The 25,220-nt window shown below is 62.6% G+C and carries 30 protein-coding genes and 1 pseudogene; 9 read left to right on the plus strand and 22 right to left on the minus strand.

Translation table 11 applies throughout. From position 1 onward, the window contains the following. Positions 1–31 precede the first annotated feature (31 nt). Entirely contained in the window at positions 32–1,924 is a 1,893-nt protein-coding gene (gene dxs, locus GUY40_RS14290; RefSeq protein ID WP_166569590.1) for a 1-deoxy-D-xylulose-5-phosphate synthase, read from the plus strand. Between the two features lie 162 nt (positions 1,925–2,086). Here dxs and GUY40_RS28330 read toward each other — a convergent pair whose 3' ends face one another. The 13 genes and pseudogenes from GUY40_RS28330 to nrdR form a co-directional block, all read right to left on the minus strand. Continuing rightward, positions 2,087–2,215, minus strand: a complete 129-nt coding sequence (locus GUY40_RS28330) for a hypothetical protein (protein ID WP_256675750.1) — start codon at positions 2,213–2,215, stop codon at positions 2,087–2,089. Positions 2,216–2,277: 62 nt separating this feature from the next. Further along, positions 2,278–2,349, minus strand: a pseudogene (locus tag GUY40_RS28790) (hypothetical protein); the annotation flags it as partial. Between the two features lie 18 nt (positions 2,350–2,367). After that, entirely contained in the window at positions 2,368–2,787 is a 420-nt protein-coding gene (locus GUY40_RS14295) for an MFS transporter (protein ID WP_166569591.1), read from the minus strand. Beyond that, on the minus strand, positions 2,784–3,401 hold the full coding sequence (gene ribA, locus GUY40_RS14300; RefSeq protein ID WP_166569592.1) for a GTP cyclohydrolase II: 618 nt from the start codon (positions 3,399–3,401) through the stop codon (positions 2,784–2,786). The genes GUY40_RS14295 and ribA overlap by 4 nt, the downstream gene beginning before the upstream one ends. A 105-nt stretch (positions 3,402–3,506) precedes the next feature. Beyond that, positions 3,507–4,226 (minus strand): ABC transporter substrate-binding protein, encoded by a 720-nt coding sequence (locus GUY40_RS14305; RefSeq protein WP_256675754.1) that lies wholly within the window; start codon positions 4,224–4,226, stop codon positions 3,507–3,509. A gap of 43 nt (positions 4,227–4,269) precedes the next feature. Then, positions 4,270–4,773, minus strand: coding sequence for a phosphatidylglycerophosphatase A (locus GUY40_RS14310; RefSeq protein WP_166569594.1), 504 nt, complete (start codon positions 4,771–4,773; stop codon positions 4,270–4,272). Then, positions 4,770–5,735 (minus strand): thiamine-phosphate kinase, encoded by a 966-nt coding sequence (gene thiL, locus GUY40_RS14315; protein ID WP_166569595.1) that lies wholly within the window; start codon positions 5,733–5,735, stop codon positions 4,770–4,772. The genes GUY40_RS14310 and thiL overlap by 4 nt, the downstream gene beginning before the upstream one ends. Before the next feature lie 18 nt (positions 5,736–5,753). Next, a complete protein-coding gene (gene nusB, locus GUY40_RS14320; RefSeq protein ID WP_166569596.1) occupies positions 5,754–6,254 on the minus strand; it encodes a transcription antitermination factor NusB in 501 nt (166 codons plus the stop codon). Then, positions 6,251–6,727 carry a 6,7-dimethyl-8-ribityllumazine synthase gene (gene ribE, locus GUY40_RS14325; protein WP_065759168.1) on the minus strand — a complete coding sequence of 159 codons (477 nt, stop codon included), beginning with the start codon at positions 6,725–6,727 and terminating at the stop codon, positions 6,251–6,253. Before ribE ends, nusB begins: the two co-directional genes overlap by 4 nt. 89 nt (positions 6,728–6,816) lie before the next feature. Further along, on the minus strand, positions 6,817–7,908 hold the full coding sequence (ribBA, locus tag GUY40_RS14330; RefSeq protein ID WP_166569597.1) for a bifunctional 3,4-dihydroxy-2-butanone-4-phosphate synthase/GTP cyclohydrolase II: 1,092 nt from the start codon (positions 7,906–7,908) through the stop codon (positions 6,817–6,819). A 16-nt stretch (positions 7,909–7,924) separates the two neighbouring features. After that, positions 7,925–8,587, minus strand: coding sequence for a riboflavin synthase (locus GUY40_RS14335; protein WP_166569598.1), 663 nt, complete (start codon positions 8,585–8,587; stop codon positions 7,925–7,927). Between the two features lie 45 nt (positions 8,588–8,632). Next, on the minus strand, positions 8,633–9,766 hold the full coding sequence (gene ribD / locus GUY40_RS14340; protein ID WP_166569599.1) for a bifunctional diaminohydroxyphosphoribosylaminopyrimidine deaminase/5-amino-6-(5-phosphoribosylamino)uracil reductase RibD: 1,134 nt from the start codon (positions 9,764–9,766) through the stop codon (positions 8,633–8,635). Positions 9,767–9,768: 2 nt separating this feature from the next. After that, positions 9,769–10,233 (minus strand): transcriptional regulator NrdR, encoded by a 465-nt coding sequence (gene nrdR, locus GUY40_RS14345; RefSeq protein ID WP_166569600.1) that lies wholly within the window; start codon positions 10,231–10,233, stop codon positions 9,769–9,771. 108 nt (positions 10,234–10,341) lie between these two features. On the opposite strand from nrdR, the gene GUY40_RS14350 reads away from it, so the two are divergent. The 3 genes from GUY40_RS14350 to trxA all read left to right on the plus strand — a co-directional run bounded on the left by GUY40_RS14350 (position 10,342) and on the right by trxA (position 12,383). Further along, positions 10,342–10,788 carry a YbaY family lipoprotein gene (locus tag GUY40_RS14350; RefSeq protein ID WP_166569601.1) on the plus strand — a complete coding sequence of 149 codons (447 nt, stop codon included), beginning with the start codon at positions 10,342–10,344 and terminating at the stop codon, positions 10,786–10,788. Next, positions 10,788–11,441 carry a methyltransferase gene (locus tag GUY40_RS14355; protein ID WP_166569602.1) on the plus strand — a complete coding sequence of 218 codons (654 nt, stop codon included), beginning with the start codon at positions 10,788–10,790 and terminating at the stop codon, positions 11,439–11,441. Before GUY40_RS14350 ends, GUY40_RS14355 begins: the two co-directional genes overlap by 1 nt. Positions 11,442–11,510: 69 nt before the next feature. Continuing rightward, positions 11,511–12,383, plus strand: coding sequence for a thioredoxin (trxA, locus tag GUY40_RS14360; protein WP_166569603.1), 873 nt, complete (start codon positions 11,511–11,513; stop codon positions 12,381–12,383). Between the two features lie 118 nt (positions 12,384–12,501). On the opposite strand, the gene GUY40_RS14365 is transcribed toward trxA, so the two are convergent. Next, positions 12,502–12,858 carry a hypothetical protein gene (locus tag GUY40_RS14365; protein WP_166569604.1) on the minus strand — a complete coding sequence of 119 codons (357 nt, stop codon included), beginning with the start codon at positions 12,856–12,858 and terminating at the stop codon, positions 12,502–12,504. Between the two features lie 128 nt (positions 12,859–12,986). Between GUY40_RS14365 and GUY40_RS14370 the strand changes: the two genes are divergently transcribed. The 5 genes from GUY40_RS14370 (at position 12,987) to GUY40_RS14390 (ending at position 16,909) form a co-directional block, all read left to right on the plus strand. Further along, entirely contained in the window at positions 12,987–13,538 is a 552-nt protein-coding gene (locus GUY40_RS14370; protein WP_166569605.1) for a DUF2796 domain-containing protein, read from the plus strand. A 17-nt stretch (positions 13,539–13,555) separates the two neighbouring features. Next, positions 13,556–14,275, plus strand: a complete 720-nt coding sequence (locus GUY40_RS14375) for an ABC transporter ATP-binding protein (RefSeq protein WP_166569606.1) — start codon at positions 13,556–13,558, stop codon at positions 14,273–14,275. Beyond that, positions 14,275–15,540 (plus strand): ABC transporter permease, encoded by a 1,266-nt coding sequence (locus tag GUY40_RS14380; RefSeq protein WP_166569607.1) that lies wholly within the window; start codon positions 14,275–14,277, stop codon positions 15,538–15,540. Before GUY40_RS14375 ends, GUY40_RS14380 begins: the two co-directional genes overlap by 1 nt. An 11-nt stretch (positions 15,541–15,551) precedes the next feature. Further along, positions 15,552–16,070 carry a DUF3299 domain-containing protein gene (locus tag GUY40_RS14385; protein WP_256675751.1) on the plus strand — a complete coding sequence of 173 codons (519 nt, stop codon included), beginning with the start codon at positions 15,552–15,554 and terminating at the stop codon, positions 16,068–16,070. 140 nt (positions 16,071–16,210) lie between these two features. Continuing rightward, positions 16,211–16,909, plus strand: a complete 699-nt coding sequence (locus GUY40_RS14390; RefSeq protein ID WP_166569609.1) for an OmpW family protein — start codon at positions 16,211–16,213, stop codon at positions 16,907–16,909. Between the two features lie 50 nt (positions 16,910–16,959). On the opposite strand, the gene GUY40_RS14395 is transcribed toward GUY40_RS14390, so the two are convergent. From GUY40_RS14395 to glcC, 8 genes are all read right to left on the minus strand, one after another. Next, complete coding sequence (locus GUY40_RS14395) at positions 16,960–17,889, minus strand: NAD-dependent epimerase/dehydratase family protein (protein ID WP_166569610.1); 930 nt, start codon at positions 17,887–17,889, stop codon at positions 16,960–16,962. After that, on the minus strand, positions 17,882–18,766 hold the full coding sequence (locus GUY40_RS14400) for a sugar nucleotide-binding protein (RefSeq protein WP_166569611.1): 885 nt from the start codon (positions 18,764–18,766) through the stop codon (positions 17,882–17,884). The genes GUY40_RS14395 and GUY40_RS14400 overlap by 8 nt, the downstream gene beginning before the upstream one ends. Positions 18,767–19,120: 354 nt before the next feature. Next, a complete protein-coding gene (locus GUY40_RS14405; protein WP_166569612.1) occupies positions 19,121–20,443 on the minus strand; it encodes an MFS transporter in 1,323 nt (440 codons plus the stop codon). 93 nt (positions 20,444–20,536) lie between these two features. Continuing rightward, the gene (locus GUY40_RS14410) at positions 20,537–21,061 is read right to left on the minus strand and encodes a gamma carbonic anhydrase family protein (RefSeq protein ID WP_166569613.1); all 525 of its coding nucleotides are present in this window, start codon (positions 21,059–21,061) and stop codon (positions 20,537–20,539) included. Positions 21,062–21,090: 29 nt separating this feature from the next. After that, positions 21,091–22,275 carry a CaiB/BaiF CoA-transferase family protein gene (locus GUY40_RS14415; RefSeq protein ID WP_166569614.1) on the minus strand — a complete coding sequence of 395 codons (1,185 nt, stop codon included), beginning with the start codon at positions 22,273–22,275 and terminating at the stop codon, positions 21,091–21,093. A gap of 19 nt (positions 22,276–22,294) precedes the next feature. Further along, entirely contained in the window at positions 22,295–23,215 is a 921-nt protein-coding gene (locus GUY40_RS14420) for a hydroxymethylglutaryl-CoA lyase (protein WP_166569615.1), read from the minus strand. A 64-nt stretch (positions 23,216–23,279) separates the two neighbouring features. Then, complete coding sequence (locus GUY40_RS14425; protein WP_166569616.1) at positions 23,280–24,236, minus strand: LysR substrate-binding domain-containing protein; 957 nt, start codon at positions 24,234–24,236, stop codon at positions 23,280–23,282. Continuing rightward, positions 24,236–25,009, minus strand: a complete 774-nt coding sequence (gene glcC, locus GUY40_RS14430) for a transcriptional regulator GlcC (protein ID WP_166569617.1) — start codon at positions 25,007–25,009, stop codon at positions 24,236–24,238. Before glcC ends, GUY40_RS14425 begins: the two co-directional genes overlap by 1 nt. Positions 25,010–25,220: the final 211 nt, after the last annotated feature.

Raw genomic sequence — 25,220 nt, forward strand, 5'->3', positions numbered from 1 at the left:
CCGCCACTTCAAACCTATAACGATTCGCCTGATGCCCACGACGTTTCAAGAGATTCCCCGCGAACGCCCGATCACTCCGTTGCTCGACCGCGCCGACACTCCTGCCGGCCTGCGCCGTCTGGGTGAGGCGGAGCTGGACACCCTGGCCGACGAACTGCGCCAGGAGTTGCTCTATACGGTCGGCCAGACCGGCGGACACTTCGGTGCCGGCCTGGGTGTGATCGAGCTGACGATCGCGCTTCACTACGTCTTCGACACGCCGGATGACCGGCTGGTGTGGGACGTCGGTCATCAGGCCTATCCGCACAAGATCCTCACCGGTCGGCGCGAGGCCATGGGCAGCCTGCGCCAGAAGGACGGCATTGCCGCCTTCCCGCGCCGCTCCGAGAGCGAGTACGACACCTTTGGCGTCGGCCACTCCAGCACCTCGATCAGCGCTGCACTGGGCATGGCTATCGCCGCCCGCCTGCAGAACAGACCACGCAAGTCGATCGCCGTGATCGGCGACGGCGCGCTCACCGCCGGCATGGCCTTCGAGGCGCTGAACCACGCGCCGGAAGTCAACGCCGACATGCTGGTGATCCTGAACGACAACGACATGTCGATCTCGCGCAACGTCGGCGGACTGTCCAACTACCTGGCCAAGATCCTTTCCAGCCGCACCTACGCCAGCATGCGCGAGGGCAGCAAAAAGGTCCTCTCGCGCCTGCCCGGCGCCTGGGAAATCGCCCGCCGCACTGAAGAGTATGCCAAGGGCATGCTGGTGCCCGGCACCCTGTTCGAAGAGCTGGGCTGGAACTACATCGGCCCGATCGACGGCCACGACCTGCCAACCCTGATCGCCACCCTACGCAACATGCGCGACCTCAAGGGCCCGCAGTTTCTGCACGTGGTGACCAAAAAGGGCAAGGGCTTCGCCCCGGCTGAAGTCGACCCGATCGGCTACCACGCCATCACCAAGCTCGAACCTGTCGATGCCCCGGCTGCCGCGCCGAAGAAGTCCGGCGGGCCGAAGTATTCCGCGGTGTTCGGCCAATGGCTATGCGACATGGCCGCTGCCGATGAGCGCCTGGTCGGGATTACCCCGGCGATGAAAGAAGGCTCCGACCTGGTGGCGTTCAGCGAACGCTTCCCGTCACGCTACTTCGACGTTGCGATCGCCGAGCAGCACGCCGTGACCCTGGCAGCGGGCATGGCCTGCGAAGGCGCCAAGCCGGTCGTGGCGATCTACTCCACCTTCCTGCAGCGCGCCTACGATCAGTTGATCCATGACGTCGCCGTGCAAAACCTCGATGTGCTGTTCGCCATCGACCGCGCCGGCCTGGTCGGCGAAGACGGCCCGACCCATGCGGGTAGCTTCGACCTGTCGTTCCTGCGCTGCATTCCAGGCATGCTGGTCATGACCCCGAGTGACGAAAACGAACTGCGCATGATGCTCAGTACCGGTCACCTGTACGAAGGCCCGGCGGCTGTTCGCTACCCACGCGGCACCGGCCCGAACGCGCCGATCAGCAAAGACCTCGAACCACTGGAAATCGGCAAGGGTGTCATCCGCCGCCAAGGCCGGAAAACCGCCATTCTGGTCTTCGGCGTGCAACTGGCTGAAGCCTTGAAGGTGGGCGAGATCCTCGATGCGACAGTCGTCGACATGCGCTTCGTCAAGCCGCTGGACGAAGCCCTGGTGCGGGAACTGGCCGCCAGCCACGAGCTGCTGGTCACCGTCGAAGAGAACACCGTGATGGGGGGTGCCGGCGCTGCCGTCAGCGAATTCCTCGCCCAGGCCAACCTGCTCAAGCCGATCCTGCACCTGGGGCTGCCCGATATCTACGTCGAGCATGCCAAACCTGCGCAAATGCTCGCCGAATGCGGCCTGGATGCCGCTGGCATCGAAGCGGCGATTCGCCAGCGCCTGGCTGATCTCTAGGGCCGCCGCTCCCATAATCCACGCTCAGCATCTGTGTAAGGGCTGTTGTGGGAGCAAAGCTTGCTCGCGATGCAGACGACTCGGTGTATCTGGCTCACTGTGTTGAAGCTATCGCGAGCAAGCTTTGCTCACACAGATGTACGCCGCCGGACATGCCACAGGTCAGCGATCAGGCACCATCAGTGCACACAGCGTGGCCACCGCTGACAGCATCTGTGCGCCGGGCCTTTCCAGGCCTTTATCCGGCACCACCAGCAGCTGCTCATCTTGCACCGCTCGCAGCGCCAACACTCCCCCGGCGTCATCAGCAACAGGTCCGGGCGCAAGGCAATCAAGCGCTCCATGTCTACCTACCCGTAACGCCCCACCGAAGGCAGCGAAGCCAAGGCAGCCGGGCGCTCACCCGCATCCAGCACGCCCAGCAGCCAGCAGCCAGCAGCGCATCACCCGAGTTGACGCGGAATACGGTAGAGGTAAAGCAGCACGACGCTGGAGAACGCCAGCAGTATCAGCGGCACCGCTTCCAGGCCGACGAATACCGCCAGGGCAGCCACCCAGGCGGGCAGCGCAGCGTAAAGAAAGGCAAGGCGGCGAACCCGCGCCAGTTCGATCCAGGCGCCCGGTTCTTCAGGGGTATCGAGCGCCTTCTGGGTCGCGATCAACGCGCGCTTGTAGGCACCGAAACGTGGAAGGCTGAGAAACATCGAGGCGATGCCGGCAATAAAGAACGGCATCGCCAAAATGGGCAGGATGGGCTCGCCTTGGCCAAACGCCCAGTTGAATACCAGCAAAGGCGCCAGCGCGACCACCAGGTGTTGCCACCAGGAAACGGCCAGCCGCCGACGCACTTGCAGGCGGGTCACGCCGACCCGACCTCACCCTGGTGCTCATTGCCCATCATGTGGCCGAGCTTGCCGGCCTTGGTGGCCAGGTAGTGTTTGTTGTGCGGGTTGTGACCCGTGTGCAGCGGCACGCGCTCGGCAATGGTGATGCCCATGCTGGTCATGGCCTTGACCTTGCGCGGGTTGTTGGTCATCAGTCGCAGCGACTGCACGCCCAGGTGCTCGAGCATCGGCAGGCACATGGCGTAGTCACGCTGGTCGGCAGCAAAGCCCAGGCGCTCGTTGGCCTCGACAGTATCAGCGCCACCGTCTTGCAGCTCGTATGCGCGGATCTTGTTCAACAGGCCAATACCGCGGCCTTCCTGACGCAGGTACAGCAATACGCCACGACCTTCGCGGGCGATGGCCTGCAAGGCCGCCTCAAGCTGGGAACCGCAATCACAACGCTGGCTGAACAGCGCATCGCCGGTCAGGCACTCGGAATGCAGGCGGCCCAGTACGGGCTGGCCATCGGCCACGTCACCCAGGCTGAGCACGACGTGCTCGCGGCCAGTGGCTTCGTCGAGAAAACCATGCATGGTGAATCGGGCAAAGGGGGTGGGCAGCTGAGAAGCGGCAACGAAGACGACGGGCACCGTGTGCTCCTGATCTGAACTGAAAAATGACAGGTGGGCATTGTAACAGCAGCGTGGTGTACACGCTTAGGCTGAATTGTTGGCAATACCTATCGGAAAGTTGGATTACTTTTTCGCCGAAACCTCGACGTTATCGAAGGGATACGGCTGCTCCCAACGCGCGAATATCTTGCGCAGCTGCCCGCTTTGCACCAGCGATTCCATGCGCTTGTCGAAGATCGCCATCAGCTCGCGACCACGCGCGGTGTTGGCGAACGCCAGGTACAGGGGCAGCTCGGCGATATGGGTCATGCGAAATTTGCTCGGGTCGCTGGAATGCTCGACCACATATTCGACTTCAGTCTGGGCGTCGATATAAAAGTCAGTGCGATCATGCTCAAGCATCGAGGCGATGCCGGTGCGCCGCTGCACTTCGTCGAAACGGCTGACATTGGGCAGGTACTTCTCGTACCCGTAACCCCGCACCCAGGAGAGCCGATGGTTGCCCACTGTTTCGAGTGTTGGCACGACCTTGCTGGTCAAGCCCAGTGCGTAGATATGATCGACATCGAAATGCCAGCGAGGATAAAGATTATCGGCATTTTCATTCTGATAGGAGCCCACCCAGGCATCGGCCTCATCTTTCTTGACCAACCCGACTGCGCGGAAATACGGAGCGCTGCGGATCTTTACGGCAACACCGGCCGGCTGGAAGACTTCGCGCAATACGTCCCAGGCCAGGCCCGTGCCGTCAGCGTTGGTGTAGTCCAACCACTCCTCGCTCGCCAGCCTGACTTGCGTCGGCTGCCCACCGGGCTCTGCCGCCCACGCACCTGCACACAGCATCCAGAGCAGCGCTATCCATCGCCATCCACGCATTCCTTTCTCCTTAGGTGACACCCCACACCAGCAACTGCATGGTCAGCCAGGCAAAGACACCGGCCAGCACATCGTCGAGCATGATACCGACCCCACCGTGCACATGGCGATCGATCCAGCGGATCGGCCACGGCTTGAGAATATCGAAAAACCGGAAGGCAACGAAGCCCGCCAACAACCAATACCAGCCTTCAGGCACCAGCCACAAGGTGATCCACATGCCGACCATTTCGTCCCAGACGATGCCTTCATGGTCGTGAACGCGCAGATCATCGGCGACCTTGCCGCACAGCCAGAAGCCGAACAGCATGGTGATGCCCAGCATCAGCCAGTAGCCCCAGTCGGGGAGCATCTGCCAAAGCGGCACAAACGGCAAGGCAACCAGCGAGCCCCAAGTGCCCGGGGCCTTTGGCAGGGTTCCAGAACCGAAGCCAAAGGCCAGAAAATGCCAGGGATTGCGCCAGACCGTAGGCGGTACGTTCTCGGCCGGAACCTGGTTGGGGTGATCGGTCACGGTGACTCCCGAAAATGTTGATAACCCCGGGTAGCCGGGGTGATGTCCTGTCCTTGTGCGTCAACCAGCGTCACACCCTGCCCCTCAAGCACCTGGCCCACCACCGTGATCGGCCAGCCCGCGGCGAGCAGGCCCGGGAGCTGGGCCGGCGGCAAGGTGAAGGCCAACACATAGTCATCGCCACCGGCCAGGGCGGCTTGCTGCGCGCCGGCAACACCGAGGAAACCTCGCAAGGCGGATGACAGCGGGACCTTGTCGAGCTCGACCTGCAAGGCAACCTGAGACGCGCGGGAAATATGCCCGCAGTCGGCCAGCAAGCCATCGGAGATGTCCAGCGCCGCGCTGGCCTTGCCACGCAAGGCGATGCCGAGCGACAGCTGTGGCGAAGGCGACCAGTAATGCGCGAGCAGCGGCTCGGCCAGCTCAGGTTCGGCCGCGCGTTCACCGAGCACCAGCGGCAGCGCACCGGCGGCATTGCCCAGATCGCCGCCGACGCAAAGCAGATCACCCACTTTCGCGCCGGAACGGGTCAATGCCTGACCGCTCGGCACACGACCGAACACCGTTACGGTCAGGCTCAATGGGCCGCGCGTAGTGTCACCGCCGATCAGGCTCAGCCGGCAGTGTTGGGCCATGCGGTTCAAACCGCTGGCGTAGGCCTGCAGCCAATCGGCTTCAACCGTCGGCAAGGTCAGGGCAAGGGTAAAACCGACGGGCGTGGCGCCCATGGCGGCAAGGTCGCTGGCGGCAACGGCAAGGGAGCGCTGGCCCAGCAGAAAAGGGTCGCTGATGGCGGGAAAATGCACCCCGGCCACCAGGGTGTCGGTCGAAATGGCCAGCTGTTCGCCAGCCGCTACCGACAGCAAGGCGCAGTCATCGCCGATCCCCAGCGCCACGCCTTCGCCCGCTTGCGCACAAGGCGCCGCGGCGAAGTAGTGTCGGATCAGCTCAAACTCGCCCATGGGGTACAAGCGCCAGGATCAGCGCTTGAAAGCCTTCACTTCGGCGTCACGCAGACGCGGTGCCAGCTTGTCCAGAACCCCGTTGACGAACTTGTGGCCGTCGGTGGATCCGTAAACCTTGGCAAGCTCGATACCTTCGTTGATCACCACGCGGTACGGTACGTCCAGACGGGCCATCAACTCCCAGGTGGACAGACGCAACACGGCCAGTTCGACCGGGTCGAGTTCTTCGAGGGCAAGGTCCATGCAAGGCTTGAGTGCTTCGTCGATTTCGGCCTTTTTCGACGGAACCCCGTGGAGGATCTCGCGGAAATAAGCACCATCGACATCGCTGAAATCGTTATCGACCCGAAACTGCGCTTCGATCTCGTTCAGCGAGTGCTTGGCCATGTGCCATTGATACAGAGCCTGGGTCGCGAGCTGACGGGCTTCGCGACGCTTGGCGCTCTTCGAGGGCTTGCCAGCATCCGCAGGTTTTGGATCGCGCGGGTTGAAACGATCGCTTTCGTCGCTAATCACTTGGCCTCCAACTGCGCCAGCAGGCTGACCATTTCCAGAGCGGACAGGGCAGCTTCAGCACCTTTGTTGCCGGCCTTGGTGCCGGAACGCTCGATGGCCTGTTCGATCGAGTCGACAGTCAGGACGCCGAAGGAGACCGGTACACCGAACTCCATGGACACCTGGGCCAGGCCTTTGGTGCACTCACCTGCCACGTATTCGAAATGCGGCGTACCACCACGGATGACTGCACCCAGGGCGATGATCGCGGCGTATTCGCTTTGTTGAGCGACTTTCTGTGCAACCAGCGGAATCTCGAAGGCGCCAGGGGCACGGATGATGGTGATGTCGCTTTCGCTCACACCGTGGCGAACCAGGGCGTCAACGGCACCGCTCACCAGGCTTTCGACGACGAAGCTGTTGAAGCGGCCAACCACCAAAGCATAGCGACCTTTGGGGGCAATGAAGGTACCTTCGATGGTCTTCAGGGTCATTGGGGCAATCTCATCTTAAAGAGCCAGGCCGCTTCAAGGCGGCCTGTAAGGGTCTGGGTCACGAGTTCAGGTCAGTAAACTGCCTGCCTTCATTCAGAGGGCACGTATTCTACAACTTCCAGATCGAATCCGGATATCGCATTGAACTTCATTGGCGAACTCATCAGGCGCATTTTGCGTACGCCCAGGTCGCGAAGAATCTGCGAACCGGCACCGACGATGCTGTAGGTGGTCGGGGTTTTGCTGGTGACGGCCTCTGCGGTTTCGCGAATATGCGCCAGCAATACGTCGCCATCGAGCGGGTGGCCCAGCAACAGCACCACACCGCTGCCAGCCTCGGCCACGGCGCTCATGGCGGCGCGCAGGCTCCAGCGGCCGGGCTGCTTGACCATCAGCAGGTCGCGCAGCGGGTCCATATTGTGAACTCGGACCAGGGTCGGTTTATCGCCGCAAATGGTGCCCAGGGTCAGTGCCATGTGCACATCGCCTTCGACCGAATCGCGGTAGGTAACCAGGTTGAATTGGCCCAGCTCGCTGTCCAGCGGCTGCTCGGCAATCCGCTGAACGGTACGCTCATGAATCATCCGGTAGTGGATCAGGTCGGCGATGGTGCCGATCTTGATGTTGTGCTCGGCGGCGAAGGTTTCCAGTTCTGCGCGACGGGACATGGTGCCGTCGTCATTCATCACTTCGCAGATCACGCCGCTGGGCTCGAAACCGGCCATGCGTGCCAGGTCGCAAGCGGCTTCGGTGTGCCCGGCACGGGCCAGGGTACCGCCGGCCTGGGCCATCAGCGGGAAGATATGGCCCGGGCTGACAATGTCTTCAGCCTTGGCATCTCGGGCAGCGGCGGCCTGTACGGTGCGCGCGCGGTCAGCCGCCGAAATGCCGGTGGTGACGCCTTCGGCCGCTTCGATCGAGACGGTGAACTTGGTGCCAAAGCCCGAGCCGTTGCGTGGCGCCATCAACGGCAGCTTGAGCAGCTCGCAGCGCTCGCGGGTCATGGGCATGCAGATCAAGCCACGAGCGTGCTTGGCCATGAAGTTGATGTGTTCCGCCTTGCAGCATTCGGCGGCCATGATCAGGTCGCCTTCGTTCTCGCGGTCTTCGTCATCCATCAGGATGACCATCTTGCCTTGGCGAATGTCTTCGACCAGTTCTTCGATGCTGTTGAGCGCCACGCGGCACCCCCTTTCTTCAGGACTTCAGGTAGCCGTTGGCGGCCAGGAAACTTTCGGTAATGCCACCCTTGGCAGGCTCGGCGGCCTTGTCACCGAGCAGCAGGCGCTCCAGGTAACGGGCCAGCAGGTCGACTTCCAGGTTGACGCGACGACCCGGGCGGTAGTCAGCCATGATGGTTTCGGCCAGGGTGTGCGGAACGATGGTCAGTTCGAACTCGGCGCCATCGACGGCGTTCACGGTCAGGCTGGTGCCATCAACGGTGATCGAGCCTTTGTGCGCAATATACTTGGCCAACTCTTTCGGGGCCCGTACGCGGAACTGGATGGCGCGGGCGTTATCACTGCGCGACACGACTTCACCGACGCCGTCGACATGGCCGCTGACCAGATGGCCGCCCAGGCGGGTGGTCGGGGTCAGGGCTTTTTCCAGGTTGACCGGGCTGCCGCTCTTGAGGTCGTCGAAGGCGGTGCAGTCCAGGGTTTCGCGGCTGACGTCAGCCCAGAAGCCGTCGCCTGGCAGTTCAACGGCAGTCAGGCAGACCCCATTGACGGCGATGCTGTCGCCCAGTTTCACGTCGGCGAGGTCGAGCTTGCCGGTTTCGACATACACGCGTACGTCGCCGCCCTTGGGCGTCAGGGAGCGGATGCTGCCGATGGATTCGATGATGCCGGTAAACATGAGTCCTCCTCGAGAACAAGGCTGGCGCTGAGCGCAAGCCACCAATTATACGCTGACTGATGGCACCGGAATGGCAGTGACTCTCCAGTCATCGCCCACCGCGCGCATTTCTGTGATTTTCAACGCTGGCGCATCACGCATCTGCGCCAGCGGCCAGTCCAGCAAGGGCCGTGCGCTGGAGCCGAGAAACTTGCCAGCCACGAACAACTGGAATTCATCCACCAGCCCTTGCGCGGCAAAAGCCCCCGCCAGGCGCGGGCCGGCTTCCACCAGCAATTCGTTGACGCCGCGCCGCCCCAGTTCGGCCAGCAGGCCGGGCAGGTCTACCTGACCGTCCGCGCCGGGCATCGCCAGCACCTCAATGCCAGCGGCCTGGTAGCGGCTGGCGTGCTCGTTCGAGCAGGTCACCACCAGGGCCGGGCCGGCCTGATAGAACGCGCAATCGAGGGGAAGGCGCAAGCGGCCGTCAATCAGCACGCGCAGTGGCGGGCGAGCGACAGCCAAGGCCGTCGCTTCGCTGTCCAGGCCCAGCTCATCGGCGCGCACCGTCATCCGGGCGTTGTCGGCAATAACACTTTCAGCGCTGGTCAGGACCACGCTGGAGCGTGCGCGCAGGCGCTGTACGGCCGAACGGGCTGCGGGGCCAGTGATCCACTGGCTTTCTCCGCTGGCCATCGCCGTGCGGCCATCCAGGCTCATCGCCAGTTTGACCCGAACAAACGGCAGGCCCCGCTCCATGCGCTTGATGAAGCCGACATTCAGCGCCCGCGCCTCGCTCTCGAGCACCCCGCTGCTGACCTCGATGCCGGCCGCTGCCAGACGCGCCAGGCCACTGCCGGCCACTTGCGGGTTAGGGTCCTGCATGGCCGCGACCATGCGCCCTACACCAGCCTTGACCAGCGCATCGGCACAGGGCGGCGTGCGCCCGTGGTGGCTGCACGGTTCGAGCGTCACATACGCGGTGGCGCCCCGGGCGCGCTCACCGGCCTGGCGCAGGGCGTGCACTTCAGCGTGTGGCTCGCCGGCACGCACATGCCAGCCTTCGCCGACGATCTGGCCATTTTGAACAATCACGCAGCCCACCCGTGGGTTGGGGTGGGTCGAATACAGCCCCTTGCGCGCCAGTTCCAGCGCACGCGCCATGTAATGAGCGTCGAGCACCGCTTGCTCTGTGGACATGTTCACTCTTTAGCCGGCTCGCGGGCCAGTCGGTCAATTTCTTCGCGAAATTCATCAAGGTCCTGGAAGCGCCGGTAGACCGAGGCGAAGCGGATATACGCCACTTCGTCGAGCTTTTGCAGCTCCGTCATCACCAGCTCGCCGACGACCAGCGATTTGACTTCCCGCTCGCCGGTGGCGCGCAGCTTGTGCTTGATATGGGCCAGCGCCGCTTCCAGGCGCTCTACACTGACAGGGCGTTTTTCCAGCGCGCGCTGCATGCCGGCGCGCAGTTTTTCTTCGTCGAACGGCTGACGGCTGCCGTCTTGCTTGATCAGGCGCGGCAACACCAGCTCAGCGGTTTCGAACGTGGTAAAGCGCTCGCCGCAGGCGACGCATTCACGGCGACGGCGCACTTGCTCGCCCTCGGCGACCAGTCGCGAGTCGATGACCTTGGTGTCGTTGGCACCGCAGAAGGGACAGTGCATGGTGGCAGGCAACAAAAAAAGGGAGGGCCATGGTAGCGCATCCCACTGGCAAGACAAGTCAAAGGGGTTACCATCGGCGCAGGAATTATTCCCCCGCAGGAGACATCAATGTCATTTCGAGCACTCGTTTTGCTCGGGCTCGCCAGCCTGCTTGCTGCATGCAGCAGCGATGCGCCCAAACCGGATCAGAGCAAACCCGTGGTCCAGGCAACGGCCAAGGTCCCGACCTACGCCCCCCTGCCCGCCTATCAGCGGGAACTGAGTGGCACCCTGCTGGGTATACCGGCCGGTGCGCAAGTCGAGTTGGCGCTGCTGGTCATCGATGATCGCAGCCGCCCGCAAAAACTATTGGCCAGCAGCACCCTCGACGGCACCAATCAGCCGCTGCCGTTCCAGCTGCGCTTCAACCCGGAAGCCTTCCCGGCCGGGGCAAGGGTTGAGCTGCGCGGGCGCGCCAGCCAGTCGGGCCAGCTGATTCTGCACCTGCCGGCCGTGCGCATCGTCCAGGCCATTACCCAGGCCCTCGGCCCGTTGCGTCTGGAGAATGCACCTTAATGCCTTTGACGCGTTTGCAGTCGGCCTTGAGCACCTTGCTGGGCGATGCCCGGCTTGTGGTCAGCGAACTTCCTGATTGCCCTCTGAAGCTGTGGCTGATCGATGCGCAGAACATGGACCGCGCCTTCAGCCCGGAAGAAACCCGCCGGATTCTCGAAGAGCCACCTTATTGGAGCTTCTGCTGGGCCAGTGGCCTGGCGCTGGCGCGGTTTCTGGCCGAACAGCCGCACTGGGTCGCCGGCAAGCGTGTACTGGATTTCGGCAGTGGCTCCGGAATCGCCGCCATTGCCGCCGCCAAGGCCGGTGCTCTGGAAGTAGTGGCCTGCGACCTTGACCCGTTGGCCCTGGCTGCCTGCCGGGCCAATGCCGAACTCAATGGCGTTGAACTCACCTATTCGGCGGACTTCTTCGGCGAAGCGGATCGTTTCGACCTGATCCTGGTGGCGGACGTGCTCTATGATCGCGCCAATCTGCCATTGCTGGACCACTTCCTCAGTCGCGGCCGGCAGGCGCTGGTAGCCGATTCGCGGGTGCGCGACTTCCAGCACCCGCTCTACCAACGCCTGGGCAACCTTCAAGCCCTGACCCTGCCTGACCTGATGGAGCCAGAGGAGTTTCGCAGCGTCAGCCTGTACCACGCCGCCCGCGCCTGAGCCCAGCCCTTCCGGGCAGCCGCGCGAGCCTTTATAGTTGAACGCATTCACGCATTATCGAGAGTCGCGATGAGTCAAGACACGCCGTACATTTTCGACGCCACCACCGCCAACTTCGATCAGGCAGTGATCGCCAATTCCTTCCACAAGCCGGTGCTGGTGGATTTCTGGGCCGAATGGTGCGCGCCCTGCAAGGCGCTGATGCCACTGCTGCAGAAAATCGCCGAGGAATACCAGGGCGAGCTGCTGCTGGCCAAGGTCAACTGCGATATCGAGCAAGACATCGTCGGCCGCTTCGGCATCCGCAGCCTGCCGACCGTCGTGCTGTTCAAGGACGGCCAGCCGATCGACGGCTTTGCCGGTGCGCAACCGGAATCGGCCATTCGCACCCTGCTCGAGCCGCATGTACAGATGCCGCCACCGCCGGCCGCCGACCCGCTGGAGCAGGCTCAGGCCCTGTTCGAAGACGGCCGTATCGGCGACGCCGAAGCCACACTGAAAGTGCTGCTGGGCGAAGACAACACCAATGCCAAGGCGCTGATCCTCTATGCCCGCTGCCTGGCCGAGCGTGGCGAACTGACGGAAGCCAAGACCGTGCTGGACGCGGTCAAGGGCGACGACCACAAGGCCGCGCTGGCCGCTGCGAAGGCGCAACTGACTTTCCTGGGCCAGGCGGCGACCCTGCCGGATGCCGCCGACCTGAAGGCGCGCCTGGCGAAAGATCCGCAGGACGATGAGGCGGTGTATCAGCTTTCGATTCAGCAACTGGCTCGTCAGCAGTACGAAGCAGCGCTGGATGCCTTGTTGAAACTGTTTGTGCGCAATCGGGGTTACGAAGGCGGGTTGCCGCACAAGACCTTGCTGCAGGTGTTCGAGTTGCTGGGCAACGATCACCCGCTGGTGACCACTTACCGCCGCAAGCTCTTCGCCGCCCTCTATTAATCACCAAGCGCAGTTTGCTTTGATTTTGGGTAGGAGCCGAGCTTGCTCGCGATGAAATCACCGCGGTGACTCAGACAAACCGCGTCGACTTCATCGCCGGCAAGCCGTGCTCCTACAGTCAGTCGATCCACCGATACACCGGTGCATCCGCCCCGCTCTCAACCTTTACCTGCGCACTGTGACGCAAGCGCACCAGCAGGCGTTTGCCGGCTGCGGTATTGCCCGCCAACCCTTCCAGCTGTTCCAACAACTCCGGGCCACTGATCGCCCCGCTGCCGCGCAGAATCTGCTGCGCCGACTCCCACAGAGCGTCGGTCTGCCCCGACGGGGTCGGCACGGTTGTCGGGCTTGCCGCCGCCACCGGCGCCTGAACCTGCGCCCCCAGATGAGCGCTGAGCTGCGCCCAATCGGCCTGGTCCAGCTCCAGCGTCAGGTCTACCGGCAGGCTGCCCACGGTTCCACGAATTCGCAACATGCTCTGCATCCTCTCGATCGACTGCCTGCATGCTCCCATGCGCATGACTGCTCGCCAAGCACAGTGGCATTGGCGCAATAAAGTTGTTATAACATTGCGCTTTATTTTCCCCGCTCCGGAGACTCTCCATGCGCCGCCTGTTGCTCGCCCTGCCGTTTGCCTTGCTGCCCCTGGCCGTTGCTCATGCCCATGAAGACGACCATGGCCATGAACACGGCAGCCTGGGCGCCCACGAACACAGCGTTGCACGCATCAATGCAGCGCTGGACGGACAAACCCTGGAGCTGGAGCTGGAAAGCCCGGCAATGAACCTGGTGGGCTTCGAGCATGCCGCTTCCAGCCCGGCCGACAAGGCCAAGGTTGCCAAGGCGCGCAAACTGCTGGAACAACCGGTGGCCCTGTTCAACCTGCCCAAAGCCGCCAACTGCACCGTCGCCAGCCAGAAGCTGGAAAGCCCGCTGTTCGGCGACAAGCCAGCGGCCGATCATGACGACGATCACAGCGAAATCCATGCGCACTATCAATTCAGCTGCAGCACGCCTGCTGCCCTGAAGTCGCTGGACCTTGCGCAGCTGTTCAAGGCCTTTCCGGCCACCCAGAAAATCCAGGTACAGTTGATCGGCCCCAACGGCCAGAAAGGCGTGGATGCCACTCCCGCCGCCGCCACCCTGAATTTCTGAGCACACAGCCCCGCCCTATGAACCAAGCACTTATCGAACTCTGCGATCTCGGCTTCGCCTGGCCCGGCCAGGCGCCGCTGCTGGACATCCCGGCGTTTCGTCTGGAGCGTGGCGAAACCTTGTTTCTCAAGGGTCCCAGCGGCAGTGGCAAGACCACACTATTGGGCCTCTTGGGCGGCGTGCAGAAGGCCGACCGTGGCAGCGTGCGCCTGCTCGGCCAGGAACTGAGCGCGCTGTCACAAGCGGCGCGCGACCGCTTCCGGGTCGATCACACCGGCTATATCTTTCAGCAGTTCAACCTGCTGCCATTTCTCTCGGTGCGGGAAAACGTCGAGCTGCCGTGCCGCTTTTCCGGGCTGCGCGCCAGCCGCGCCGAACAGCGCCACGGCAGCATCGACCAGGCCGCGGCCACCCTGCTCGCGCACCTGGGCTTGAAGGACCCGGCCTTGCTTGCACGCCGCGCCGACACCCTGTCGATCGGCCAGCAGCAACGGGTCGCCGCTGCCCGGGCGCTGATCGGGCAACCGGAACTGGTGATCGCCGACGAACCCACCTCGGCGCTCGATGCCGACGCCCGCGAAGCCTTTATCCGCCTGCTGTTCAATGAATGCCGCGAAGCCGGCGCGAGCCTGCTGTTCGTCAGCCATGACCAGAGCCTCGCGCCGCTGTTCGATCGTCACCTGTCGTTGTCCGACGTCAACCGGGCCGCCCGACCTGCCTGCGATGTGGAGGCCTGATGTACCTGTTTCGCCTGGCCTTGGCCAGCCTCGCCAACCGCCGCTTTACCGCCTTTCTGACCGCCTTCGCGATTGCCTTGTCGGTGTGCCTGCTGCTGGCTGTCGAACGGGTTCGAACCGAGGCACGGGCCAGTTTTGCCAGCACCATCAGTGGTACCGACCTGATTGTCGGCGCTCGCTCCGGCTCGGTGAACCTGCTGCTGTATTCGGTGTTCCGGATCGGCAATGCCACCAATAATATCCGCTGGGACAGCTTCGAGCAGTTCGCTGCCAACCCGAAAGTGAAATGGGCCATCCCGATTTCCCTCGGTGACTCGCACCGGGGTTACCGAGTGATGGGCACCAATGCCAGCTATTTCGAGCATTACCAGTACGGTCGCCAGCAACACCTGGAACTGGCCCAGGGCCGTGAGTTCCAGAACGACCCGTTCGAAGTGGTGCTGGGCGCGGAAGTCGCGCAAGCCTTGCATTACAAGCTGGGCGACAAGCTGGTACTGGCCCACGGCGTCGCCGCGATCAGCCTGGTCAAACACGAAGACAAGCCGTTCACCGTCGTTGGCGTGCTCAAACGCACCGGCACGCCGGTAGACCGGACGCTGCACATCAGCCTGGGCGGCATGCAAGCCATTCACATCGACTGGCACAGCGGTGTACCAGCTCGCGGCGTCGGCCGGGTCAGCGCCGATCAGGCGCGCAACATGGACCTCGCGCCTCAGGCCATCACCGCCTTCATGCTTGGCCTGAACAGCAAGATCTCGACCTTTGCCCTGCAACGCGAGATCAATGAATTTCGCGGCGAGCCGCTGCTGGCGATCCTGCCAGGCGTAGCCTTGCAGGAGCTCTGGAGCTTGATGGGCACGGCCGAAAAAGCCTTGTTCGTGGTGTCTTTGTTCGTGGTGCTGACCGGTTTGATCGGCATGCTCACGGCCATTCTCACCAGCCTCAATGAACGCCGACGGGAAATGGCCATCCTGCGCTCGGTTGGCGCGCGCCCTTGGCATATTGCAAGCCTGCTGATCCTGGAAGCCTTCTCGCTGGCGCTGGCGGGCATCCTGGCGGGGCTTGCGCTGCTTTACCTTGGCATTGCCCTGGCGCAGGGCTATGTGCAGTCCAATTACGGCTTGTATCTGCCGCTGGATCTGCCCAGCCGCTATGAATGGACATTGCTGGGCATTATTCTGGCCGCTGCCGTGCTGATGGGCAGCGTGCCAGCATGGCGTGCCTATCGCCAGTCGCTGGCCGACGGTTTGTCGATTCACTTATGAAGGGTTCGGGAATGAAGGGTGTGTGGCTGGCAATGCTGTTTCTGGTCAACGCGCAAGCGTTCGCGGCCGAGCCGCGCGAGATCAAATGGGAACAGATGATCCCGCCCGATGCGCCGGCGATCAAACCGCAGCTGGCGCCGATTCATGATATGTCGCAGTTGAGCGACGCACTGGCTGCCGAATCCGCCCCCGCCGCCCGCCAGCAATCGCCGGCCGCCCCGGTAGTGAAGGCGCTCGATGGCCAGCAGATCAAGTTGCCGGGCTATATCGTGCCGTTGGAGGTCAGTGACGAAGGTCGTACCACCGAGTTTTTGCTGGTGCCTTACTACGGCGCCTGCATTCATGTGCCGCCACCACCCTCCAATCAGGTCGTCCACGTATTCAGCGAGATCGGCATCAAGATCGAGGAGTTGTATCAGCCCTACTGGATCGAGGGGCCGATGCAGGTCAAGGCATCGAGCAGCGAACTGGCGGATGCCGGTTATCAGATGGAAGCCGAGAAGATCTACGCCTACGAGTTGACGCAGTAATTCGCCTGTTTGTGCGCTTCATTGACTCGGATCAATGAAGCGCACTGCCCCCGACCCGCGTCCTTGAGCTGGGTCAAAAGCCGCGTGCCAGACGCTCCTTACCATTGGACCATGCTTTTTTAACGTCCTTTGGAGCCCCCATGAACACGTCCCTGCTCGGCGCCTCGCTGATTGCCTTGGCGCTCGCCTCCCCTATGGCCATTGCACACCAGGCCGGGGATTTCATCATCCGTGCCGGCGCAGCCACCACCGCCCCCAATGAAGACAGCGGTGAGCTGGAACTGGACGGGGCAAAGATCTCAGGCACCAAGGCGACCCTGGACAGCGACACACAACTGGGCCTGGCCTTCGCCTACATGGTCACTGACCATTTGGGTATCGAACTGCTGGCCGCCACGCCGTTCCAACACACGGTCGGTGTACGCGGTATCAGCAATGCCACGGGCATTGCCGGCCTGGATGGCGAGCTGGCCGACGTCAAGCAACTGCCGCCGACCCTGTCGCTGCAGTATTACCCGCTGGCGCCCACCTCAAAGTTCCAGCCCTACGCCGGCATCGGCGTCAACTACTCGCTGTTCTATGACGAAGAATTGAGCCGTGAGCGCAAGGACCAGGGCTTCAGCAACCTGAAGCTGAAGAATTCGCTGGGCGTTGCCGGACAACTGGGCTTTGACTACATGCTGACCGACAACATGCTGGTGAATGCTTCGGTCTGGTATGTGGATATCGATACCGAAGCGACGGTGGACGGCCCGACGGCGCTGGGTGTTGGCCGGACCAGGGTCGACGTGGATGTCGACCCGTGGGTGTATATGGTCGGTGTGGGTTACACGTTCTGAATTAGGCTAAAAATCATTCGCGGGCTTACCCGCGAATAGGCCTCCCAATCTCAGCGGCCCAGAAGCCGAGCCAAGCCTTCCACCATCGGCGTCGACTCAGGGAAGTCGAACCGATCCAGCAACCGGGTGTTATTGGCCCGCGAGTGGCGAATATCACCGGAACGCGCCGCCGCATGGGTAATCGCCGGCAGCCCGCCGAGCACTTTTTCCAATGCCTCCAGCAGCTGATTCAGCGACGTGGCCTGATTCAGGCCGACATTCACCGCGCCCTCCTCAACCTCTGGTTTTTCCAGCGCCTGCACCAGCACCTGCACCAGATCGCCCACGTACACAAAATCCCGCGTCTGCTCGCCATCGCCGAACACGGTGATTGGTTGCCCTTTCTGCGCGCGCTCACTGAAGATGCTGATCACGCCGGAGTATGGCGAGGAGGGATCCTGGCGCGGGCCGAAGATATTGAAGAAGCGAAAGATTGCCGGCTCCAGGCCATGCTGGCGACGGTAAAAGTCCAGGTACTGCTCACTGGCCAATTTGTCGACGGCATAAGGCGTCAGCGGCGCTTTCGGGACATTTTCATCAATGGACTGGCCTTCGCCATTGTTGCCATACACGGCAGCACTGGAGGCGAACACCACACGTTTGATACCCGCCAGGCGCATGGCCTCGCAAACATTCAAGGTGCCGATGAAATTGCTCTGGTGGGTCTTGACCGGATCTTCGACCGAAGCCTGCACCGAAGCCACCGCCGCCAGGTGGACCACCGCCCGGCATCCACTGGCCGCACGGGCCACCAGCGCCGCATCGGCCACATCGCCTTCGATCAACTCGATCCTGGGGTTATCCAGCGGCAGGTTGCGGGCTTTGCCGGTGGACAAGTCATCGAGCACACGCACGGCGTAGCCCTTGGCAAGCAGGGCATCGGTCAGGTGCGAGCCAATGAAGCCGGCACCGCCGGTAATCAGAACAGGAGAGTCAACCATGACGATAGAACCGGTCCAGTAGGGTCGGCAGGCCGGCGCGCCAGGCACGCGGCTTGATGCCGAACGTGTGCAGAATTTTCTTGCAGGCCAACACGGCATGCTGGGGCTCTTCGGCAGCATCGGGCCGGGCCGCATGGGCCTGAGCGGTAGGCGCCTCGACGGCCAGCTGGCGCAAATTGGCGGCCTCGCTAAGGATAGCCTGCCCCAGCGCCAGCGGTGTGGTCGCTTCATTACCGGCGTAGTGATAGGTACCCCAGAGTGGCGCGGCACAATCGAGTTGCTTGAGGACCGAGATGATCACCCGGGCGGCATCGTCCACCGGGGTCGGGTTGCCGCGCCGGTCGTCGGCCATCAGCAATTCCCCGGCCTGCTCGGCCTTGGCCAGAAAGCGCCCGAGCACACCGTCGACGCTGTCGTCGAGCAACCAGCCAAAGCGCAGTAATACGTGCTGAGGACAGGTCGCACGCACGCTCTGCTCCATGCGCCAGAGCGCCTGACCGCGCAGGCCCAGAGGCACCGGCTCATCTTTTTCACTGTAGGCAGTGGCGCGCGAGCCATCAAAGACGCGGTAGCTGGAGGGCTGAATCAGGATGATTTCGTGGTGCTGGCAAAGCTCGGCCAGGCGCTCGACCGAGCGCTCCTGCACCGTCAGCCGCGTTGGCGGTACGCTTTCGGCCTGAAACCAGTCGTAGTAATAGGCCAGATTGACCAATGCATCGGGCCGGGTGTCGTCCAGCAGCTGGGTGAGGCTGGCGGCATCCCAGCCGTTTTCCGGAGGGCGCGGGGCGAGAAAACCGATGTCTTCCTCAGCCCCAAGGCGAATCAGCGCTTGCCCAAGGGCATTTCCTCCGCCCAACAGCATAAGGCGCATTCGCATAGCGTCGCAGGTCCCGTCAGGTTGAAAGACAAAGAAATCATTTTGCGGCTTCCTGCGGGCGAAGTCCAACCACCCTGCGCTGGGGGAGGCTGACTTGTAGGAGCTGGGCTTGCCCGCGATGGCTTCAACGCGGTATGCCTGACATACCGCATCGCTTGCATCGCGGGCAAGCCCCAATGCCAGTCAGTTAAGGCATTGAACGACACAAACCCTGTGGGAGCGGATTTATCCGCGAATGAAAACACCGCGGTTTATCAGGCATTGCGCGGCGCCTACATTCGCGGATAAATCCGCTCCCACATGCTCTGCGCCTTAACTGACCGGCATTGGGGCAAGCCCAGCTCCTACACAGGCTCAAGCCACCTTGGGATTACGCACATAACGCGCAATCACGAACGAACACAGCAACAGTATCGGCACGATCGATAGCATACCCATGTAGGAAATACCCGTCAGATCATTGATATAGCCGACCATCACCGGTGCCACCATACCGCTGAGCTGACCAAGGGAGTTGATGGCTGCCGTGCCGCTGGCAATCGCAATCCCGGAGAATGTCGACTGCGGGATCGTCCAGAAGATCGGTATGGCGATAAACGACCCGGCCGTTGCCAGAGTCAGCGCCAGCATCATGATCACCGGGCTTTGGGAGAACAGGCACGCCAGCAGATAACCGACTGCCGCGGCGAGCATGCACATCAACAAATACGACTTGCGGTCGCCGGACCGGTCCGAGCGGCGCGTCAGGATGATCATGCCGATGCAGGCGATCACGTATGGCAGGGAGGTCAGGATTCCCACGTAGGTGAGGTCCTTGACCCCGGACTGCTCGATCAGGTGCGGCATCCAGAAGTTCAGGCCGTAGGCCGCCAGCTTGACGCAGAAGTAGATACAGGCAAACAGCGCCACTTCGCGGGTCAGCAGCACGCGCCACAAGGAGGTATGCGCTGGCGGCACTTTCTTGCGGTCGTGCTCCAGGTTCGCTTCCAGCAGGGCCTTCTCTTCGCTCGACAACCACTTGGCTGACTGGATATCACGGTCCAGCTTCCACAGCACCGCCAGCCCCAACAACACGCACGGCAAGCCCGAGAGCAGAAACAGCCAGTGCCAGCCGGCCAGGCCCAGCACGCCATTCATTTTCGCCAGCACCAGACCAGCCGCCGGGGCCCCGATGGCGCCCGCCAGCGGCACAGCGAGAAACCAAAGACCGTTGATGCGCGCCAGGTACTTCTTGGGAAACCAACAGGCCAGATAGAACAGAATCGCCGGGCCAAAGCCGGCCTCCATGACCCCGACCAGAAAGCGCAAAAAGTACAGGGTGTACTGGTTGTAGGCGAACATCAGGGCCGCTGTCGCCAGCCCCCAGGAAATCATGATCCGGCAAATCCAGTTCGGCGCACCGTATTTCTTCAGGCCTATCGCGCTCGGCACTTCGAATATCACATAACCGATAAAGAACATGCTCGCGGCAAGCCCGTAGGCGGCATCGCTGAGCCCCAGTTCGGACTGCATTTGCGCCTTGGCGAAGCTGATATTGATCCGGTCGAAGTAGGAAAACAGAAAACAGATAATGGCCAGCGGAACGATGCGCCAGGCCACCCGCCGGTACAGCAGCAGTTCCTTGAGCTTTGCATCTTCCTGCTCGGCATCGGCAAGACGTTCGGTGATTGCCACCATGGTGTTTCTCCAGTTCTTGTAATTGTTGGAGACGGTCGGCGCTGGGGCGCCTTCGATCGTTGCAGTGGCCGGGCTAGCGGCCACTGTTGTTCTTCAATCCAGCCTGACCAGCCCGCGCTTGTAGACCTGCGCCCGCTCGACGTACTCGGCGGCATTGGCGTGCATGCGCGCGATGGCGGCTTCATCCAGCTCGCGCAATACCTTGGCGGGCACGCCGACAATCAGCGAGTGGTCCGGGAAAACCTTGCCCTCGGTCACCACCGCACCGGCGCCCACCAGGCAGTTCTTGCCGATGACCGCGCCATTGAGGATGACCGCCTGTATGCCGATCAGCGCGCCGTCGCCGATGCTGCAGCCATGCAGCATCGCCTGGTGGCCGACGGTCACGTTGGCACCGATGCGCAGCGGGTAGCCGGGATCGGTGTGCAGTACCGCGCCTTCCTGGATATTGCTGCCGACGCCGACGTCGATCACTTCGTTGTCACCGCGCAGCACCGCTTGGGGCCAGACGCTGACGCCGTCGTGCAGCACCACCTTGCCGATCACGGTCGCGTCGCTGGCGACAAAGGCGCTGGCGTGGATATCTGGAGCACTGTCGTCGATCTGGTAAATAGCCATGAAAATTCTCTTCCCAGGAATGAACCGGCTCAGTCGTCGGTACGGAACACGCCGGCAGCGCGCAACTCTTCGATCTGTGCTTCGCTGTAACCCAGCCCCCGCATGACCTGGCGGGTGTGCTCGCCGATGCGCGGGATCGAACGGCGCGCCTGCAGACGATCACCGTCCAGCGACAACGGCAGCAGCGGCATATCGGTGTGCGAGCCGTCTTCCAGCTCCAGCTGGGCCAGGCCACCGCTTTCGATCAAATGAGGATCGTCGAACAGCTCTTCGGGACGGCGAATCGGCGCAAATGGAATGCCGTTGGCTTCCAGCTGCACGGCCAGGGCCTGGGCATCCATGCTGGCGAAGACTTCAGCCAGGTGCGCCAGTAGGCGCGGGCGCTGCAGGACGCGGTCGTTGTTGGTCGCAAGGGTCGGGTCGGCCAGCAGTCCCGGTTGGTCGAGCAACCGGCACAAGGTGCTCCACTGCCCTTCCCCGGTCGCGGCGACGAACATCTGCTCGTTGCCGGCGAACTGGAACACGTCATAAATGGCCCAGGCGCTGATACGGTTGGGCATGGGCGCTGCCGCTTCGCCAGTCACCACGTATTGCTGCATGTGCTGGGCCGCGAGCAACACGCAGTTTTCGTACAGCGCGCTTTGCACCTCTTTGCCACAGCCTGTGCGGTGACGCTCATTGAGCGCCGCGAGCACACCAATGGCGCCGAACATGCCGCCCATGATGTCGTTGACCGAGCTGCCTGCACGCAACGGCCGCCCCACCGGGCCCGTCATGTAGGCCAACCCCGCCATCATCTGCACCACTTCATCCAGCGCCAGGCGTTTGTCGTACGGGCCGCTGAGAAACCCCTTGTGGGAGGCATACACAAGCTTCGGGTTACGCTGGCGCAGGCTGTCGTAGTCCATGCCCAACGCCTTCATCCGACCGGGCTTGAAGTTCTCGATAAACACGTCGGCGCGGTCGATCAACTCCAGCACTGCAGCGCGGCCCAGCGGGTCATCCAGATCTACCGCGATGCTTTGTTTATTGCGATTGAAGGTGCGAAAGAAACCGGCGCCAGCACCCAGCAGGCGGCGAGTGCCGTCGCCGCGGGTCGGTTCGACCTTGATTACTTCGGCACCCAGGTCACCCAGGATCATGCCGCAGGTGGGGCCCATGACCATGTGGGATATTTCGACGACGCGAATGCCGTCCAGAGGCAGTTTCGACATGCTGGTGTCTCCATTGGATTCAGCGGGCGGGCGGGTAATTGAGCGGCAGGCCGGCACGGGCGATGTAGCCGTACAGCGGGTCATCGGGCAGCGACTGCTTGAGCACGTCGCGCACGGCAATCAGCTTTTCAAGGTCAATGCCGGTTTCATAACCCGAGCCGTTGAGCATGAACACCAGGTCTTCGGTGACCGTGTTGCCAGAGGCACCCGGCGCGAACGGGCAACCACCCAATCCCGCCAACGAGGCGTCCAGTTCACGAATCCCTAGCTGGGCCGCCACCAGGCTGTTGGCCAGCGCCAGCCCGCGAGTATCGTGGAAGTGCGCGGCCTGCAGTTTGTCACCGGCGATGGCTTGCACCGCCTTGAGGGTCTGCGCCACCTGGCCCGGCGTGGCATAGCCGGTGGTGTCCCCCAAGGAAATCAAATCGCAACCGGCTTCCAGCACCTGGCGGCTCAGCTCGCACAGGTCTTCCAGCGGCACATGGCCCTGGCGCGTGCAACCGAAAGCGACCGACATCCCGGCCACCATCCGGACCTTGCTGTTGCCGCTTTGGTGGCGCAGCTCACACATGCGGGCGAATTCTTCGACCATCTCCATCGGGGTGCGGCGCACGTTCGCCAGGCTGTGGGCCGGGCTGACCGAAATCGGCGCGATGATTCGATGAGCGCCAGCAGCCAGGGCGTTTTCCACTCCGCGCAGATTCGGTGCCAGTACCGTCACCACAAGGTCGGGACAGGTCAGGGCGTGGGCGACCACGGCGGCAGCATCGGCCATCTGCGGCAGCAGCTTGGCCGGCACGAACGAGGCGACTTCCATATGCCGAATGCCGGCCGCATAGGCGGCGTCGATCCAGCGTTGCTTGTCGGCGGTGGGCATGATGCTGTGCAGGCTTTGCAGGCCGTCACGCAGGCCCACTTCGTTGATGATTATTGTTGTCATGAGTGGCTCTCAGGCTGTGATGCATGGGCTTAGCCTAGAGAGCCCCCTTCAATGGGAAAAGACGTCATTCACGGCTGCATCCATCGCCATCGGAGATGGATAGAGCGGCTTGATTGGCGCCAGCCCGCACCGGAACGCGCGCCAACAGATGATTGAGCAGGCGCCGGGCCGACAATGACAACGAATCGACATCGCGCACGCAGATAACAAATTGCCCCTTGGCCCAATCGTCCAGCAACGGGATGACCCGCAGCCCGAACAGATCGGTATAGCGACTGACCGCCTCCTGGGGGAAGATCACCAGCCCCAGCCCGGCCTGGACCAGCCGGTTGGCGGCATCGAATGACGACACATAGCTGCGAAAGCGCAGCTCCCGCCCCTGCTCTCGGGCAACGCGCTGCATAAAGCCATTGAGGGTGGCGAAGGCCGAAAGCCCCAGGTGTTCGTAATCCAGCGTCTCGGCGAAGCGGATGCAGTCGAGGTCGGCCAAGGGGTGCTTGTGGTTGACCACGACGGCCAGTTGATCGGTGCGGTAGGGAATAAATTCCAGATCGCCTACCGCCATCGATTGCCGGCAGATCCCGAGGTCGGCATTGCCCTCGGCGACACCACGCACCACGTCGGGGCTGAAGCGCTCTTCGATATCGACCTGGATGTTCTCGTTAGCCAGCAGAAACTCGGACAAATCCTCGGGCAAAAATTCCATGATCGACGAGATATTGGCCAGGACCCGCACATGCCCGCGCGCCCCTTCGGCGTACTCGCTCAACTCACCCTGCAAGCGCTCCATGCTGCGCATTAACTGCCGGGCGTGGCGCAACAGGGCCTGGCCGGCGGGTGTGGGTTCGACCCCGCGCTTGCTGCGAATCAACAAGGGTGTGCCAATCGCCGCTTCGATATCGGCAATGCGCTTGCTGATCGCCGAAGGCGCGATGAACTCCCGCTCACTGGCGCGAGTGATGGTGCCTTCCTCGCAGACAGCGATGAAGTGCCGAAGCGAAACCGGGTCTATCTGCCACATCAGCTCCATCCCTCCAATCGCAGCGTGGCGCGGACCAGCCGCTGCTCTTCCTGCTCGATGTCCTTGAGGCTGTCGCGAATGCCATGGATGTGGCTGCGCGCCGCCCGCTCGGCCTGCTCTGGCAAGCGCTCAATCACCGCGTGATACAGCTTCGAGTGCTGGCGGTCCAGCTGCTTCATGCTCAGCGGCCGGTGGTAGAGGTTATTGACCGACGCGAACACGGTGCTGAGCATCAAGTCGGTCAGCGATTGCAATGTGTGGACCAGCACCGGGTTATGCGAGGCTTCGCAAATCGCCAGGTGGAAGGCGTGGTCCAGCCGGGCGTGCTCCTGCGAATCCAGCCCCTTGGGTGACTCATGGGCTACAAGCATTTCTTCGTAACGCCGGCGGATCATCACAAAGTCCGCCTGGGTACCGCGCAATGCCGCCAGACGCGCAGACTCGCCTTCCAGCAGCGCGCGCACTTCGAGCAAGTCATACAAGGTACGCGGTTGCGAGCTGAACAGGTGCATCAGCGGGCTGGCATCCCGGTGGCCGGACAACTGCGCCACAAACGAGCCGCGCCCTTGGCTGGTTTCGATGATACCGCGCCCGCGCAATACCCGCAGGCCTTCGCGCAGGGCCGAGCGGGAGATGCCCAGCTTGTCGCACAAGCGCCGCTCGGAGGGCAGCGCCTGACCGACCTTGAGCACGCCGTCGACAATCAATTGCTCAATGCGCTCGGCCACCACATCGGCCAGTTGGCGCCGTTCCTTACCCACTTCCAGAGCCATGCCAATCTCCTTTCAACTGGTAGGACCAGCCTGTAAACGGTCAGCCTCTGTCGGCTCAATCCGTCCCCAAGCATAGGATTACGCTGCATTTGCTGGAATAGCCAATGTCGGTCTTTACTTAAAAACTGGTAGGACCAGTGATAAGAGCATTGGACGCCGGGCAAATCCCGGGCGGATGATCGGGGAAACGATGGCCGGCATGACCGGCGCC

It is taken from the genome of Pseudomonas sp. R5(2019), assembly GCF_009905435.1.
Classification (GTDB): domain Bacteria; phylum Pseudomonadota; class Gammaproteobacteria; order Pseudomonadales; family Pseudomonadaceae; genus Aquipseudomonas.